This is a genomic window from Saezia sanguinis, assembly GCF_003991585.1.
In the GTDB taxonomy this organism is placed as follows: Bacteria; Pseudomonadota; Gammaproteobacteria; order Burkholderiales; family Burkholderiaceae_C; genus Saezia; species Saezia sanguinis.
Window position 1 is genome coordinate 561,545 of the sequence record NZ_PQSP01000002.1, and the last position, 16,197, is coordinate 577,741.

A 16,197-nucleotide genomic window follows, 5' to 3' on the forward strand; every position below is an offset into this window, starting at 1 on the left:
TGTGGGTGTAAATCGTATAAAATACGTACAGTTGACTCAAGGTACAATATCGTGAAAACTCATATCCACAGCAGCAAAGCGAAGAATTTCGGCTACAACGCCGGAAAAGTATGGTCGTGGGTTCAGCGTATAGAGAGTGCGGCTGTAAACTGGTTGAGTGCTAAAGGATTATCGTTAACAGTCGCAAAACTGCTGGTTTTTCTGGTCAACCTGACTATCATTGCTGCATTGTTTTATGTTGCATTCCGGCTGGTTATGGTTGCTGCATTCGTTTTCCTGTTCATTTTATTTGTGAAAAATGTGGATTTGGAAAATGTGAATGATAGGGAAGATTGCCCAACAGGGTTCACATGGCAAGATGGTCCCCAAGGCCATGGACTGTACACAAGTTTTGGGGACCGGGTGGATGTAGATCCACATGACTCTTAATTTTCAATTACTTTTTTGTTATTACACTTGATATTATTCCCCCACTTTTACTTCCTGATTGTTGAATACCAGTTGTTCCCGTCGTGAGTCCATGCAACATCATCCCCACTTTAGCGCCAACCCATCCCAATGATGTGATCCAGAACATTGGTAACACAATGAACATGGCTGCCATCACAAAATTGAGCATCATGTCCTGAAAATGATTGTTTAAACCTATCACTGGATTCCAGGTATGGTGTGGTGAATTTGAACCATAAAGCGCATCCAAAATAGTGGAGTCTATCCACCGGGCCAATTGGAACCAGAAGTCTACAAAGAAAAGGGCAAACTGGATAACTGAGACTGTAACCAGATTCTTGAGGTCATATACGCCGACAACCAGTAGGATTGGAATGCAGATAACGAGTCCCATCTTGAGAAAAGAGAGAATAACCGGCAAAGCTTGGCGAACAGCATCCATACTTGGAAAATAGCTGATTGAACCCACCACTAAACCTGCCTCAGCAGTTAAGCGTGTCGCAGTATTAACCAGCGACATATCAACCTGACCGCCATAATCGTTATAAATCAGAATATCATTGACCGTCTGTTTAGCCGGAGATGCAATTGCTCGGACAATTTCATCGTTGACCTCGTCCTGGCTGAGATAGCCAATCCATTTGCCAAACCTGTCCAGTAAATCCGGCGATACTTGCTGAACCAAGCGGGCACGCAGACCGATATTGGCATCCAGCCACCACTGATAACACGTTGGATAACCCCCGCCATGCATCACCTGAGCTAGACCCGCATCACGGGTTGAGTCATACGGCCATGCAGCGCGTGCCGTTTTGGAGCGAAACGTATCATAAAAACCAGTGGTTTCTAAAAAATAGTGTGAGCCTATCCACGACACATCGTTCATCATGTTTTTATCCAGTTCAGGGCGGGACATAAAGAGCTTTGCCCTGGCTGGTCCATAGCAGTTATGCGTGAAATCAGCGACTTCTTGAGCCAATACAGGATCGGCAATCCGGGCATGGTTAATATCCATACGCATTTGTCTCAGATCCGTACCGCAGGGAATTGAAGCAACCGCCGCACTGGTCACAGCACGAGAGAGCGAATGCATAAAAAACCACCACACAGGCAGTTTGGCACTTTGATCATTGATTGTCGAAAACACATTGTCCCATTGCGTTTCCTGTGGTTTGGCAACCAGCGCCTGACACTGTTGGGAGCGTGATTCATCATATTTAATGGTTGTTAAATCCACATCAATAAATGGGATTCCTGCGAACATAATTACGACAATGGCAACATAGAGGCGGTTTTCAATACGAACGGCTGACAGTGCGCCCTTGTTTCCCTCATCAGCGCCTTCGTTTCTGGCTTTAAGCCACTCTTGTAGAACGATAGTCAGAAATGGGATGGCAAATACGCCACTGGCGACTAAAACATTCCAGATCCCATTGCTGATAATCCATGAGGCCAAGGTCAGATAATATTCAAGGTAATCTGCTGTGTACAAAGTCATATTGTGTTCTCCACTATGCCAGCCAGTTAGTAATTTCAAGCAGCACAATGGCGGCAACGGCGCATATTTCTACCCGCAATAGCCGCTTAACCTGTTCCGGCTCTCTTTGCAGTAGCCGACAGTGCATCCATAGCCAGCCGCAGGCCGTCAAGGTGTATAGCAGAATGCGCCATAACAGAAATATGCCTGTGTTATTATTGAGCCAGGATTGCCAGTTCTGGACTCCACCAAACAGATGAACACCCAGAACATTGGCACTAACCGCAAGGGTTAATGCTCCAACAATCCAGAGCAATACCCAGCCGATTTTTTTATTCAATAACCATCTCAACTTTAAAAACTGCATTATTCATCTCCTGATATGGGTTTTGAAATCGTGTCAAAACGATTTTTGTCGGGATCGGCGGTATAAATACCTCGTGAAGATTCTGCACGTATACGGCTGCGCTCAATGATTGATGCCGCAGAGTTTCGGGCCAGAAGCTGACGCATTTCCAGTTCAGTTTTGAGGTTTGCAATTTCTTGATACAAAACGCCGATTTCTCTGGCAATAGCATTTTGGGCCAATTCATTGGCGGCAATATTGGCTTCTTTGCTGCCTGCAAGCAGAGTTCGTTGCAACAGGAGGGCTTTTTCGAGTACGCTGCTTAATGCCACTTCGGACGCTAGACGTTTAGCCAGCAAATCCAAATCCGGTTCTTCTCGCAGCGCTTCAATAACACCACGGGTAATTGGAATTGAGTTGCTGCTGGCTGCTTCCAGGTTTTCAAAGGTAGTCAGGCTTTCCCCACTGATCAGTGCAGACAGCGCTTCAAGTTTGACTTCATATTCCTCTTGAATAATCGGAGTAAGCCCTACACCGGCAATTGTTTGCGTCTTGACGCAATCTTCACAGGTACGTTGTTCCTGTTCACCCAGCACGCGAACTGCAAACTGAGCTGCTTCTTCGGGAGAGCTCCAGGTCTGGCAGATGAGGTTGCCGTTACAATCCTGCGCATTGATAGCCGATGAACTGGCGACGCTGCGACTATTGAGCAGGTTATATCCAGCCTGAGTGACTCCGCTGACCACTCGAATAGGTTGCTGACCTGAGCCGCCTGCATTACCACCACCTACCCAGGGTATGCCATTGTTTCCCCGATTGGCTTCGGCTTGCTCGATGGCGGCCACTGCGTCCTGAGAACTTATGGCGCTTTTAAGCGCCATGCCTTCGGCGAGCTGGTCCCAACTTGCCTGTCCTCCGGCAATGTCGGCCATTTTGCCTGCAATGGCACGACAAGTCAGTTTAGAGCGGTCATAATCGATTCTGGCTTGCAGGATGCCGTTTGTCAGCAGGTTGTAGAGTGCCGGGTTTGCTCGTTGGATAATCAGTGCCGGTAATGAGGCAACTGCGCTGGTGGCGTTTTGAATCACGTTGCTCATAATCTGCTGAAACCCATTGGTAACACCATTAAGCTGGTTTTTAATGGTAGTGTTGATGCTCATATCGCCACAGATTAAATTGCTGTTCCATCCGGCACCAACGGCAATGCTCTGCATATTTCCAGAACGGCTCATGGCAACAGCGCGACCCCCGCCGATGTTGTAGAGCACATAATCGTCAATGACAGCGCCTCCGGCGTTAAAACCATCCTGATTGATCTCGATAGATGTCTGGTTGTTGTGAGCAAAAGAGTGACTACTCCAGAGCAAAGCCACAGAAAGCAGAGTTATCTTTAAATTCTTTTTCATCATGTTTTTCATCGTGAATTGCTCCCTTGGTTTGGGTTATTGAAATCGATACTGAACAAGAAAATTTGCCCTTTGCGCTGACAACAGCTATAAGGTCGCCACAGCGCAAAGGCGTAGCCGCCGTCGGTAGCCTGTGTTTCTGAGCTGCTATGTGGGAATATCTGACAGGTTCTTGATGGGGTAGGGGCTAAATCCTGCCATTTACCTGTAGAGGCATCGCCTTCAATCAGGTCTCCGGCAGGCCAGTAGCCATCTTTTTGATCTGCCAATAACGGTAAATACACATGCGGTTGCCAGGTGCGGGTGACGATATCCCCGGCACGTTGGGCGATAACTGCGGCGGTTTTATAGTCGTCTGACTGATGCAGAAATCCGCCACGCGGGTACAGGTTGCCCCAATGGTTGGCCAGATTGCCAACTTCACGCATCCCCGGTATTAATGCTTCGGGGTAAACCATCTCAGGGATATTTTGCCGCCATGCAAGAAAATCCAGCGTACCTATCAGGTAGGGCATAAACGGTGTTCCGGCGCCCTCGCAACTGTAGCTATCTGCCATTGCATTAAAAACAGCAATGCCGGGATGTCCGATAACATCTGCGTCTTTAAAACGGGAGAGGTTGTTCTCGTCTTCATGGTTGGTTGTTGCATCGCCACCGCCTGTGGCCTGTGAATGCGTTACGTTCATGAAAGAGACTTCTGACCACGGATTGTCGCCAGTGTTACTATAGGCAGAAACAACTGCATCGGGAATGTAATGTCGAACTTTAACGGACGTTTGAACCTTGCAGCCAAACATCGTACACATCAGCCAGTAACACATACCAACAACCTGATAGTCAACACAATCCTCAGATGCAATGGATGAGGTAATAGTTGCTGTATCCAGTGCTTTAGCAGGTTGTATCAGTACGCTGGTAGTTAAAAAAGCAATAACGAAGTGACGGAAACGCAGAAGTAATCTCATTGATCGGCCTCCTGGTATTGGCGAATATCGTCTAATGCTTGCCAAATATTGGGCTGGCCGTAAATCACATAACGCTGTGCGACCACCACGGCAGGAATTTGAACAACACCTAAGGCGTAAGCATTTGCAATATTCTGATAGGCTTGAGTAAGAGTTTTTTGGAACTCTTGATCAGTTAAGCGTTGTTTGGCGATAACAACAGCTTTAGCTGTATCCGCAGGCAAGCCCTCTGAAATTCGCTCTTCCAGGTTTTGGGCTTCATCCAGATGGATGACTTTGGCGTTGGGTGGAACGTTATATACAATGTGCTGTTCATCGGTAATGACAAGAATGTCCAGAGCATATGCAACGCTGCTCGTCGTGAATATAAATGTGAGTAAGAGTGACTTGGTTAAATTCATCATGCAGTTCCGGTTCAATAAATAATGATGAATGTATTAAGCACGCATTGACGCTCTCAAGTCAGAGTAAATGCGAAATTGATCATGACGATTTCAAAAAACAAAAAACGCCCTATTACAGTGCATTTGGATAATTAGTCGGCCTTGAATAATTCACTCAATGGATCATAACTATCATGCGAGGCAGCAAAAGTCCGTTCAATTGAGCAATCACGGCTTGCATACACTGTTTTGACACATAGAGTAAGATTTTTTTAAAAGAATTATTTATTTAAGAAGAGAGTCAGGCCCTGGAAGGCAATCTCCCCCGGGGAATGATTAAGAAAAAAAGACACGCGCCAAATAATGACTGTCCGCAGATGAATGCTGGGGCGGACGGGTGAACCACATAGCAAATCACTATGTATAGCCTTGGAGGTTCCGGCTGTCTGGCTTATATGCTGACTTCTGTCAGCTTATAAATTCATAGATTGTTGATTACAAGCGGCTCAATACCGCGCTTGCGGTCAATATTTTCAGCCATTTTGACCGCTGCATTGAACTCATCAATGCCAAACTCCTGCATCAGCCTATAGCGTTCATTTTTTTCCTCTGGCTCAGTCATTGCCAGTGCCAGATAGAGACTTGGTGTGACCACCCGGAAGAGGGCTTCCATTGATTTTGACAAAACGACACCTTCAGTATATTTACCCGCCTCTTTACGAGCAGAAAGCATCAGTGCCTTCTGAGCCGGATTTAATTCTCTGAATTGTGCGATTTTTTCAACCTCATCCGGTGGCATGGACAGGCATAGCCACCATTCGATCATACTCAACATGGGTTGTGCAGCTTTGGGCAAGTCGTCCAGATTCTGCGTTGCCAGCCAGTACCATGCGTTCAATTTCCGCCACATCTTGGTAATTTTGACGATATACGGCGAGAGCAAAGGATTTTTGGTAATAATGTGCCCCTCGTCGGTAAAATTGATAATCGGGATACCTAAATACTGGTCGCGTTCAGCAATGTTATTGACTGTGTTCATCAGAGAAATGTAGGCAATAGATAACTGGGCGTTATAACCTTCTCTGGCAAATGTGGCCAGATCGACAATCGTGATATCAGCTTCCGGCCATGGGGTGCCCGGACGATTGAACATCTCACCATCAACACCTTGACAAAACAGATCGATGGCTTCACTCATTTCCAGCAGACGCACCCGGCGGGTTTCCGGTAACTGTGCATCATTGGCTTTGGTGCGCAGTGCATTGCGTACATCCTCTGTCAGCACTTCCCGATGCTCTGTCATACAGAGTCTGGCAGCATTAATGATGCATTGTCGAATCAGACTGCGGTCAGCTCGCGTCATTCGAGCCTCTTCGCGTTCTTCACCGCCGGTAATCATCAATCTGGCCGTAATTTCCAACTCACCCAGTATGTCGCGCTGCTCATCGTGCTGTTCATCGCTGTCTTCGGCTGCATCGATATCCAGTGTGCTGATAGTTTCTGGTTTTTCGACCAGACGTTTCGCATCAGAGAATGGCGCTAAACTGACGCCGGAGCCTGGAGCAAGTTTTACTTTATGCACGCTCATGCCCAGCCGTTTAGCAAAATCACCAAACAGGCCGAATGAGTTACCGGCCTCTACTATAAACATGCGGGGCCTGTATATGGCAGCCACTTGGTTGAGAATATTGTTCATCGTCGCGGACTTGCCCGAACCGGTTGGCCCGAAAATGAACATGTGGGCATTCATTTGCCTATCCAGCCGATTGAGCGGGTCAAACGTGACAGGTCCTCCTCCCCGGTTAAACAGCGTAATTCCCGGATGCCCCGTTCCCTGAGAGCGCCCCCATATAGGTGCTAGGTTGGCAATATGTTGGGCGAACATCAGTTGGGTGTACCAACTGTGGGAATCTTTATCAGGGTCATACACACACGGCAGCCAGCGCAGATAACTGTTCAGGGGCGCAACTTCGTCTTCTTCCCGAACGGGTTGCAACCCGGCACCCAGCAGGACGTTTGCCAGTTGTAAATCGCGTTGATTGAGCTCTTCAGTATCTTTACCCTGGATATAAAAACACATGGAGGCCCGGTAAAGTTTGTGGGCACTGCCAATAATGGCGCGTGCTTCTTGAACATCTTGCCGGGTCTGCTCTGATGCGAGGGTGTCGCCAACAGATTTTTTAGCCAAGTAGTTAAGATGTGATTCTAATGTGTCTTGTGGTGTGATGATCATTGTCATGCACATTATCGTGTCTTCGGGCATCTGGTCGAAGACCGCGTTAATAGCGTCTCCGCCTTTGTTTGTTTCACCGGTTAAATGGCCTATCGTGGGGGGAGTGCGCAGGCGATCTGTTATGACGACACGATGCGGTTTTTCATCAAAATACCAAAGACCGTTTTGTGCATCAGAATAAGGTTGGTTAAAGAAAAGTCGTTGAGAAAAATCAGTACCGCTGGCAAGTTCAACTTCTCCTTCTTCGGATTCTTGAGGATAGCTCGTGAGGCGGTAAAACCGCTCCCGATCAGATGGGCCATCACCCAGTATAGTCGGATGGGGGTTGAACCAGCGCAGCAGCCAGTCATGGATCTGTGCGGCCCCCAGTCTAACGGCGCTAATCCCGCCATTAACAAGTCCACCGCAAAGCCGGTCACAGACAACTTTTAATCCTTGCTCAGGCGACATATCGCGCCGGGCAGAGTTTTGCGCCACACGGCGATAAATCACCATGCGGACACGACGCGTTTTACCGCGCCAGGGCAGGCGCGATACTGCATTATCGTGAAACAAGCCGCCTGGTTTGGAAATTGACCTCAGATGATGTTCAAAAAAACGCAGATAAAACTCGGTAAAAGCGCTGCCTGCGGCACGTTTATGGACATAATGGCGCAGAGTGAAAAAATAATTGTCCCAATTAGTCTCATCTTGCGCGTAAAGCTGCACAATCCAAGGCTGTTCCTCGTGCTCGTCCAGACTGTCCTGCATCGCGTTTTCAATAGCGTCACGCGCTTTTTGTAACCAGGAATTTTCTCGGCCTTCGGTGCCAATAGGAAGTAATTCAAAAAACGCTGCGACGGATTTACCGTCATCAAGCAGCATGGCTTGGCTGTCGGGGATAAATTCCGCCCAGGGCAACAGATCGGCGAAAGAGGGACTTGTATGATAAAGCGCCTGTTCATCGGCAACCGTTGCCGGTTTATGGCGTTTCAAACATTTCCCCGGCTGGCTGATACCGTTTTGTGCCAGTGTCTGGAGATGACTTTGCCAGACATCAGTTTGCATCTGCTCTAACGGCTTTTGGGTTTTGCGGGTAAATAAACGTTCAAACAGTTTCATCAGTATGGCTCCAACCGTTCGCCGGGCATGGCATATTGCACTCTTTGGTATAGAGGGAAAATGGTGCTGTAGCCGGGCACCGGCACCGGATCACTGCCTGCCAGATGCGGAAAAATGTACATTACCAGATCCGGGTTTGGCAGACGCTGGAACTGGTTGCTAATTTCGTTTTGCGCGTTTCGGGTGTAGCTGGCCTGTTCGATGCTGTGCTGTTGAATATCATGATCAGTCAGCGGACGGCGTAGCGACTGCCGTGCATCCAGCAGTTGCCGAGATGACTGGCTGCCGCTGTGACTATCTGCTGTGCCGACATTCCAGATATCCAACATGGTCTGGTCGCCATGTGTGAGCAGCCGTTCTTTATTGGTTGAACAGCCTGCCGTAATGAATACAGCCAGCGCCAACCAGGAGAGTTTAATCAAGGTCGTTTTCATAGGAGCTTCCTGTAGTGTGGTTGACTTTTCTGCCGTTTGTGTCGTAATCAACACTGATTTCACGTTCGATATGGACTGCAACATGAGCACCAGGCTGGACATAAATTGCGGCAAACGCTTGTCCGTACAATTTGTTGACCCATGCCGACATATCCTGAACACCGTTTGTCAGAATCCGCCCCATAGCTTCATTGCCGGTAATGCCGACGCTACCGATAGAACCGTCGCTGTTGGCATACGAGATATTGCCGCCTTCATTTTTGATGAGAGATGCCGCACCTGCGCCGGCAGCAGTAATGAGCGCCTGAGAAGTGAGATACTGGGTGGCGTTGCTGCGGCGTTCGCCACTGACGCAGGGTATACCATGCGGGTCGCTGATCCAGCCCAGTGCATTTGTGTTGTTGCGGTTGTTACCGCCATTGTTATTGCTGGTGTTAGCTGGAACGGTTCGGATCGTACCGTCATTAAAAACGAACGTCATTGAAGTGATTTGTCCGCGTACACAAGAAAGCGTCCAGTCCCCGGTAGCCGTACCGCTGAGTACTGCACCCGCAACATCGGGCAATTCGATACCGTTGGCTGTGAGATTATCCGGGCCGATGAGTACTTTGAATGGATACGGGTCGTTAACCGTACTATCTACTGGAACCCGGCCAATCAGTGCGGTCATCGCAACCGAACCGGTTAGCGTCGAATTGGCAGGAACAGTATAGACGGGCGTTGGCTCAGCTACGTTTTCGTGGTCTGAATAAGACTCATGGCGAATACGCTCACCGGCATGAAGAGATTTGCCGGAAGCATCCACGGTAGAAAAGCTACTTGGAAAACTTATGTTTGGTTTGTTGTTGGCACGTGGATCAACCACTTGAGCATCTGAAGGCTCAATCCAGATGATTTCATCTTTCAACCGGTCCGCAGGACCTTCCAGCCCCAATCCGATGGGGAGTTCGACTGCAGGTTTGTTATTGGCCATATCGTTGCCAAGTCCCTCAATGCGCTGCTGGAGTGTTGAAAGTATGTTCTGTGTTTCCCGCTTGTCCTCAGCATTCTGCTGGCGTTCGCGGCGCATTGTTTCGCGCTCATCATTAAGCGCATTGCGGATACGCTGATCAACGTCGCGTTCACGCTGGCGTAGACGTTCATTCTCTGTACGCTGGGTTTTGTTTTCGTCCATGGCGGTTTTGAGCTCCAAACGAAGCTGTTTGACCTGACCGACTAGCGTCGCTACAGTATCACGAGGTGTGTCCCCCTCGATACCTAATGCTTTCATCTCATCGGCAGTCAGCTCTGGCGCGTCATCGTTGCTTTGATGATTTTTATCGCCATTCAAAACTTTCAGGCCAATGACCAGAACAATCAGAACAGCCGGGATCAGCAGCCATTTAAGTAAACCGTTACTTTTCATAACGACTCTCCTGTAGATTGATCTGTGCATTAAACTGGCTGATATTTGGTAGCAATGATTCATGCAGTCCGCGTTTACGGGTAATCAGGTAGAGCACGGTCGTATCTTCCGGCTGACCAAAGGGACCTAAAACCGAATGCTGAAATGTCGCCGCGGTGAAGTTGCCTTGAAGCAAGCGGGGATCTAGTTGAATGATTTCTTTTGACGCGTTTTGCAGCCTGAGCGCTGTGACAAAATAGTCTTCCAGCCGCCAGGTGGCCAAAGGTTTGGCGCGAATTGGCAGTTGCGGCAGCAGAGTGCTCAAATCCATATTCTGACGCAGATTGGCCCGGCTAATACCTTGCACCGGTTCCACTGTACGCAGCGGTGCGTATAGGTTCTGAGCAGCATAACGCGTGAGTATGATCGGGATAGGTGTTTCTCTGGGTAATGCTGGTTTGGACAGGGCATTGGAGGTATTGGGTTGTGTACTAGCAGTGTTGCTGTAATGTTTAGCGGTTACTTCACCTTCAATGATGCGTACTGGCTCCAGTTCCGGTTGCTGCTCTTTTGGTTCAGCGGCTGCAATATCAATCAGGATCAATTCACCGGTTTGAGCATCCTGTAACTGAATGCGTGTAGGCGGGATAGGCGCTTCGGCTTTGAGATAGACTGTGCCATGAGCGGTTTGAATACGCAGTTTGTTTTGAATTGACATCGGCACACCGATGCGGACATTGCGGTCAACAAAGACAATGCGCTCCTGCCCGACAAGTAGCGGTACTGCCAGCGGTATTCTTTCCCAGCGCATCAGCTCAACCGCGCTGGACACTTGGCTGAACATCAGCGTTAAAGCGATAAGCAGTGATAATTTGAATGTTTTCACGATAACCCCCTGATGAGATGATTGTCTGAAATCTGGATATCGGATTCAGGCAGTGAAATACGCTGCGGCGTTGATTGGTAGCAATCGAGCATTAACCCAAACGGATTGCGTTCCGGGTCCGTGTCCAGCCGGATGACTTTGATGGGATAGCGAACCAGTGCCCGCTTGACTTGCTCTGAGCCGTAATATTCGTCAGCCGCTAAATCAAGGGTTACTATCCAGGCTGTGTCGGAAACGGTTTTAACCCTGAATGTGGGTTCGTCGCTGTAACCACGTCCTGGTATCTCGTAAATGCCACGTACCCGCCTGCGCAACTCCCCGGTTTCCTGACGGGCTTTATAGTCGCTTTGCAGAAATGCGTAACATGCTGGTGTCAGATAAGGGGACAGAGCACGAATATTGCGGGTATAGTCAGCTTCGCCATCAACAGGCCAGCGGTTAAGCTGCTGGAATATGTAAAATGTGAATGCGTACACAGATTCTGGTGGTGTTTCCCACCATTTTCGTGTACTCCCAGAGCGCAGATCGGGCGGCACATGGATGGTCAATCCTTTGGGTGCGCTCCACCAACCACTACCTAGCAGCAATGTGACAACAAACATCAGCAATACAGCGATTCTCAAAGTTTTGATATGTGACTGGAGCTGGATGATTTCGTTTTTGAATCTGCTCATGGTCAGCGGCTCCTTTTTGTGGTCCAGTAGCCAGAACGGATAATAAGAGCATTACCGCCAATGAATCCTGCAACGACGGGATATTTCAAACGGGTGTGCCATTGAATCAGGCGGTAAAGGTAGGTTTCAGGGCGGTTTCGTTTCAGCCGCCGGATAAATCCGCCGCCTACGAAAACGCCCAAAGCAATAAAAATTAAGACAGTGCTGGGAAGCAGAGCAAACTGCGTTAGTGCAATGGCGATAGGAATTCCTGCCAGTACGCCAGCAATACCTGCAACAGCGACAATAAACCAGAGTTCATTAGCTGTCAGTCCCCGAACAATGATGGGTTGCCGGTTCAGGCGATGGGGAAGAAACTGTACTGTTCCATCCTGAGATATTTTAAGCTGCTTCATTAAAACCTCTCACAGAATTTCAGTGGCCTGAGTCAGCAGCCAGATACCAACAACCAATAGCATAGCTCCAACGGCAACAACCAGACCAAATTGCCCCCAGCTTTTTTTGCCGGTCTGAACTTCAGAATAAGTAATATAGGCATGGTAGCAAACACCGACAAACATAGACGCAATGACGATCAGCGCAATGAGCATGATAATATCGTATCCGTAGTTTTGTAACGTCGTTAGGATGCCGCCGCCTGTGCCACGCGACGGATCTTCAAGAGTAGGAAGGCTAGCGGCAAACGCTGTATTTGCGGTAAATACGCTGGTAAAAGCAGTTATGGATGCAATCAGTTTTTTCATGGAATGACCTTTTTAAGTGATGAGAAAAATTCCTAAAATGATGTAAATGACGACAAATCGAATGACGACTGCGAGGAATTCTTTGCGGGAAATTTTTTCGGATGCCCAACCGGAATAGGCAGTTGCAATCGCCCAGGTTCCCCATACCAGCACGACGGCAAATACCGTACCTATCAGCAAAGAGCCAAGTTGTTCCGGCATAAAACCTGCATTGAGCTCAAAAGCGGATGTCTGTTCGCTGGACAGGCTCATTTATCCTGCTCCTGGCTGTAGGAGTCGGTGATTTCAACCGGATCGCGGGGCTGTGCCCGTTGTGGTGTTAAATAATCATTGATACCGTGGCGAACGCGTGCAACGTCGCGTTTGGCTCGTTCATAATCGAAGTAGTAGCGACTGTTCTGGCGGCTGAGCTCAGCGGCAGATGTCTTGTTGAGCGAATGCTCGATAGCATCTAACTGACGGAGAATGACAGCCAGGTGTACGGATTCATCGGCAGTGGTTTGTGCCCATGTCGGATGGATCAGAAGTGGCAGCGTAGCCGCTATAAATAAAGGTCTGAATGACCAGAGTACCAGTTGTTTCATACAAGCACCACTGAGTTAATTAAGCGATGCTGTAATGATGTCTTACGTTAAGTAGATAGAAGGTCAGAAATGCGAAATTGGTTTTGCAGATTTCAAATAACTGGTCTGAATAGCATGAATAATTTCAAAGTTAGCAAAAAAATCATATTGCGAACAATTGATGGGATTACTATTTAGTCGGCCCTGAATAATTCACTCAAGCGTAATGATTTTGCCGGTGTAATGTCGATGCAGCAGGTTCATAATGAATTGAAGTTCGTCTGCGGAGCAGTTTGATTTTTTGATGAAATGGACTTGAGTGGCGCTTACAAAAATCAGCAGGAACTGCGGCGTATCCATTACCTTGACAATGGCGGGCCACTGATAGTACCCCTTCACGTATTCTTTTTCTGTATAAAGCCCTTCGTCGCTGAACGTGGTGGTTGAAGGATTGAAGAACGCACTATTGTCTGGATTTTTCAGGGCCATCCGGGTGATGGATTGATGATAGGTTTTTATTCTGATGACAAAAATGACAAGGACTGCCAGAAATACGATCGGCAAAAACATATGTTTCAGAAAATACGGCAACGAGGAATGTGTTGAAAAGTAGGATTCATATGTTTGATGGTATTCAAGCCATGTATAGCTGAACCATGCGGTGGTAAGAATAAACAGAGCAAATAATATCCCAATGATATTACGGTATTTTTTACCAACGGTGTGATTGATAACGGTGCGGTTAATCGCAAGCAAGTCCTGCTTATTGAGCTGATTGTTGATGGTAACGCTGGATTGGCTGTTGTCCACGAAGATTCCTTGCCGATTGATCAAAATAGAAATTTGAAGCTGTATTTTATATGAAATTGAACTAGGGGGTGTTAACGCTACTTGTAAAGCATGGGAGAGCATCAGATAATTGAGGTCAAGTTGGGATTGTTTTTTCTCATCCCTACAACCTACGATATCAGGAAAGTCGTAAGTAGGTTCTAAGCATGACCCCAGCATCTTACGACACAAGAATCACAGCCAGAGACAGAGACCATGGCTCCCAAAATGGATAATAATGCCATGGGTATGCAGATGATAAGGGCCAACCGGGATTGAACGGAAAAAAACGGTGATGTTGATACCGTGTACCAACTGATCGCACTCATGCCTACACCAAGTAGCACCGACATAAAGAGTAGAACAGGTCGCCTCCATGCCCTATAAGGTACCAACTCGGCCCAGAAGCAGATTGGCTTTGTGAGCTTGCAGTAAGGGAATGGGCTGGAGCGATTGTGCATACAAGACTCTCTACAACTGTATTTATCCAAATTGGATTGCTTTCCCATACCCTGCAGTCTACGACATTATGATGATTGTGAACAGGTTCTAAGCAGAGCCTGGCAAAAACAAGGTCAGGAACTTAAAAGGGATAAAGACCAATTGACCTGACCGGGAAATTCCTACTATTCAGAATTAGAGGTTTTGGCCGTAGTTGATAAATTGCCTAGTTGCTGGAAATATCCAAAAGCCTCTTCCATCGTTGAGACAATCTGGTCAGCAGCATGGAACAGCACTGAATTTAAGGGCAGATGGTAATTCTCAATGAAGTCACCGTCATTATCCCGCCAGACCTGACCTACCTGATAACAGCCAAAACTGCTGTCATTCATTTTTTCTTTCACAGTTCGCAAGTCTTCGAGAATAAAGACAATCTGTTTGTTCAGTGCTTTGGCAAATCCTATTTCAAAAACTGTACCCGAATCTGGCTCCAGTTCTCCCCGGTAAGGATTCACATCCGCAATGATGCCATCACATTGTTTGATCAGTTCAATATTGACTTTATAAACACTGGAAGATCTTTTTGTGGACTTTTCATCAGGCAGTAAAGCAATGACTTCCTTATTCCTAATATCTCTGTGAATGCAGCGATGAAGCTCAGCATAAAATGAAGGTGAGTAAATATGCGTTCCAGCTATATAAATCTTCATGCTCATTAATATCTTTCCTCAAACTGATTCAACCACATACTACGATATACGTAGTATCTAAGACAAGCAATATCTACGAATATCGTAGCTTCAAACATGGCTAATACTATTAATGGGAGCTACGATGGGTCAGAACAATACATACAAAGAAGTCTTTCGGCTGAGATTGAAACAGGCAAGACTCAGCAAAGGCCTGTCACAAAAAGAATTAGGCAAACTGGCTGGAATCGATGAGTTTGTGGCCAGCACCCGGATCAACCGTTATGAGCAAGGTATTCATGTCGCTGATTTGGAAACGGCGGGTAAACTAGCAGAAGTGCTGGATATTCCCTTAGCTTATCTGTATGCAAGAGAAGATGATCTGGCTGAAGTGATCTTGAATTACCACCATAATAATATCCGTTCATGATGAAAAAATTGTTATTTTTATTCTTGGTATTTTTGTAGTCTTGGCGTTTGCTCCGCCAGAAATTGTTTATGAAATTGATGAGGGAGCAACAGCCCATGCGCCCTGGAAAATTGGGAGATTGTTGCTCGCAATAATGATGCTGCAAAAGCATACTGTATATTCTTAGATCGTGTCGTTATAAGAATCAGTTAAACTTGCTTCCTTCAACAGGAAGTGAAGCAAAAAATGAAACAAGCACATTACCCCGGCATGACATATCGGATGGGCACTGGGCATTATTGGCGCCTCATTTACCCAGACAACGTGGGTAATGGGGAGGTATTGCCAGGGATAACCGTGCTTTTATCAACGCCATATTCTGGATTTTGGGAACAGGCGCGCCGTGGTGGTATTTGCTGAGTGACTATGGCGACTATAAAAATGTTCACCGCCGTTTCTGCCGCTTACATCAGTTAATCGTTTATTATGGGATTCTAATGAAGAAAATTCTGTAAAAATAGAAAAAATTAAAGATACCCAAAGGGCAAATATTGATATTAAAAAATTATTAGCGGGAGATACGTTTTGTAACAGATCCTGTTTCCTTTGTTTATCCTCCAAAGGAATTGGGAAAAATCAGTATCAAAATTTATGCATCTCAATTTGTTACTCCTATGGAGATGTCCATTCCCGCTCAAATAACTTTGTATACGGGAGATGTTTTAGACGTGTAAAATTTGTTGAGTTTCATGGAAATTAACGGAATGGAGACATAGTGTACTTTT

General features: G+C 47.0%; 18 protein-coding genes and 1 pseudogene. 3 read left to right on the forward strand and 16 right to left on the reverse strand.

All coding sequences use genetic code 11. The features are described from left to right. The first annotated feature begins 51 nt into the window (after nucleotides 1-51). Complete coding sequence (locus tag CUZ56_RS06520) at nucleotides 52-429, forward strand: DUF3742 family protein (protein WP_162615269.1); 378 nt, start codon at nucleotides 52-54, stop codon at nucleotides 427-429. A 7-nt stretch (nucleotides 430-436) separates the two neighbouring features. Here CUZ56_RS06520 and CUZ56_RS06525 read toward each other — a convergent pair whose 3' ends face one another. The 16 genes from CUZ56_RS06525 to CUZ56_RS06600 all read right to left on the reverse strand — a co-directional run bounded on the left by CUZ56_RS06525 (nucleotide 437) and on the right by CUZ56_RS06600 (nucleotide 15,030). Next, nucleotides 437-1,948 carry a conjugal transfer protein TraG N-terminal domain-containing protein gene (locus CUZ56_RS06525; protein ID WP_126979403.1) on the reverse strand — a complete coding sequence of 504 codons (1,512 nt, stop codon included), beginning with the start codon at nucleotides 1,946-1,948 and terminating at the stop codon, nucleotides 437-439. A 13-nt stretch (nucleotides 1,949-1,961) separates the two neighbouring features. Beyond that, the gene (locus tag CUZ56_RS06530; protein WP_126979405.1) at nucleotides 1,962-2,294 is read right to left on the reverse strand and encodes a hypothetical protein; all 333 of its coding nucleotides are present in this window, start codon (nucleotides 2,292-2,294) and stop codon (nucleotides 1,962-1,964) included. Continuing rightward, nucleotides 2,294-3,691: an integrating conjugative element protein gene (locus CUZ56_RS06535; protein WP_126979407.1), complete on the reverse strand. Its 1,398-nt coding sequence runs from the start codon at nucleotides 3,689-3,691 to the stop codon at nucleotides 2,294-2,296. The genes CUZ56_RS06530 and CUZ56_RS06535 overlap by 1 nt, the downstream gene beginning before the upstream one ends. Next, nucleotides 3,688-4,644 carry a TIGR03756 family integrating conjugative element protein gene (locus CUZ56_RS06540; RefSeq protein WP_126979409.1) on the reverse strand — a complete coding sequence of 319 codons (957 nt, stop codon included), beginning with the start codon at nucleotides 4,642-4,644 and terminating at the stop codon, nucleotides 3,688-3,690. Before CUZ56_RS06540 ends, CUZ56_RS06535 begins: the two co-directional genes overlap by 4 nt. Then, on the reverse strand, nucleotides 4,641-5,048 hold the full coding sequence (locus CUZ56_RS06545; RefSeq protein WP_126979411.1) for a TIGR03757 family integrating conjugative element protein: 408 nt from the start codon (nucleotides 5,046-5,048) through the stop codon (nucleotides 4,641-4,643). The genes CUZ56_RS06540 and CUZ56_RS06545 overlap by 4 nt, the downstream gene beginning before the upstream one ends. A gap of 460 nt (nucleotides 5,049-5,508) precedes the next feature. Next, nucleotides 5,509-8,307 carry a conjugative transfer ATPase gene (locus CUZ56_RS06550; RefSeq protein ID WP_239442197.1) on the reverse strand — a complete coding sequence of 933 codons (2,799 nt, stop codon included), beginning with the start codon at nucleotides 8,305-8,307 and terminating at the stop codon, nucleotides 5,509-5,511. A 53-nt stretch (nucleotides 8,308-8,360) separates the two neighbouring features. Then, nucleotides 8,361-8,795: a TIGR03751 family conjugal transfer lipoprotein gene (locus tag CUZ56_RS06555; protein WP_126979414.1), complete on the reverse strand. Its 435-nt coding sequence runs from the start codon at nucleotides 8,793-8,795 to the stop codon at nucleotides 8,361-8,363. After that, nucleotides 8,776-10,200 carry a TIGR03752 family integrating conjugative element protein gene (locus tag CUZ56_RS06560; RefSeq protein ID WP_126979416.1) on the reverse strand — a complete coding sequence of 475 codons (1,425 nt, stop codon included), beginning with the start codon at nucleotides 10,198-10,200 and terminating at the stop codon, nucleotides 8,776-8,778. The genes CUZ56_RS06555 and CUZ56_RS06560 overlap by 20 nt, the downstream gene beginning before the upstream one ends. Beyond that, nucleotides 10,190-11,065 (reverse strand): TIGR03749 family integrating conjugative element protein, encoded by an 876-nt coding sequence (locus CUZ56_RS06565; protein ID WP_126979418.1) that lies wholly within the window; start codon nucleotides 11,063-11,065, stop codon nucleotides 10,190-10,192. Before CUZ56_RS06565 ends, CUZ56_RS06560 begins: the two co-directional genes overlap by 11 nt. Beyond that, nucleotides 11,062-11,739: a PFL_4703 family integrating conjugative element protein gene (locus CUZ56_RS06570; RefSeq protein ID WP_126979420.1), complete on the reverse strand. Its 678-nt coding sequence runs from the start codon at nucleotides 11,737-11,739 to the stop codon at nucleotides 11,062-11,064. Before CUZ56_RS06570 ends, CUZ56_RS06565 begins: the two co-directional genes overlap by 4 nt. 2 nt (nucleotides 11,740-11,741) lie before the next feature. After that, nucleotides 11,742-12,134 (reverse strand): TIGR03750 family conjugal transfer protein, encoded by a 393-nt coding sequence (locus CUZ56_RS06575; RefSeq protein WP_126979422.1) that lies wholly within the window; start codon nucleotides 12,132-12,134, stop codon nucleotides 11,742-11,744. A 9-nt stretch (nucleotides 12,135-12,143) separates the two neighbouring features. Continuing rightward, nucleotides 12,144-12,482, reverse strand: a complete 339-nt coding sequence (locus CUZ56_RS06580; RefSeq protein WP_126979424.1) for a TIGR03745 family integrating conjugative element membrane protein — start codon at nucleotides 12,480-12,482, stop codon at nucleotides 12,144-12,146. Nucleotides 12,483-12,494: 12 nt separating this feature from the next. Continuing rightward, entirely contained in the window at nucleotides 12,495-12,734 is a 240-nt protein-coding gene (locus tag CUZ56_RS06585) for a TIGR03758 family integrating conjugative element protein (protein WP_126979426.1), read from the reverse strand. Beyond that, the gene (locus tag CUZ56_RS06590; protein WP_126979428.1) at nucleotides 12,731-13,066 is read right to left on the reverse strand and encodes an integrative conjugative element protein, RAQPRD family; all 336 of its coding nucleotides are present in this window, start codon (nucleotides 13,064-13,066) and stop codon (nucleotides 12,731-12,733) included. Before CUZ56_RS06590 ends, CUZ56_RS06585 begins: the two co-directional genes overlap by 4 nt. Before the next feature lie 192 nt (nucleotides 13,067-13,258). Further along, nucleotides 13,259-13,855, reverse strand: a complete 597-nt coding sequence (locus tag CUZ56_RS06595; protein WP_162615270.1) for a YcxB family protein — start codon at nucleotides 13,853-13,855, stop codon at nucleotides 13,259-13,261. A 644-nt stretch (nucleotides 13,856-14,499) separates the two neighbouring features. Continuing rightward, nucleotides 14,500-15,030, reverse strand: a complete 531-nt coding sequence (locus CUZ56_RS06600; protein WP_126979432.1) for a nucleoside 2-deoxyribosyltransferase — start codon at nucleotides 15,028-15,030, stop codon at nucleotides 14,500-14,502. Nucleotides 15,031-15,148: 118 nt separating this feature from the next. On the opposite strand from CUZ56_RS06600, the gene CUZ56_RS06605 reads away from it, so the two are divergent. Together CUZ56_RS06605 and CUZ56_RS06610 are read left to right on the forward strand one after the other, a co-directional pair. Further along, nucleotides 15,149-15,433, forward strand: a complete 285-nt coding sequence (locus CUZ56_RS06605) for a helix-turn-helix domain-containing protein (RefSeq protein WP_126979434.1) — start codon at nucleotides 15,149-15,151, stop codon at nucleotides 15,431-15,433. A gap of 194 nt (nucleotides 15,434-15,627) precedes the next feature. Further along, nucleotides 15,628-15,876, forward strand: a pseudogene (locus CUZ56_RS06610) (transposase); the annotation flags it as partial. Nucleotides 15,877-16,197 lie beyond the last annotated feature (321 nt).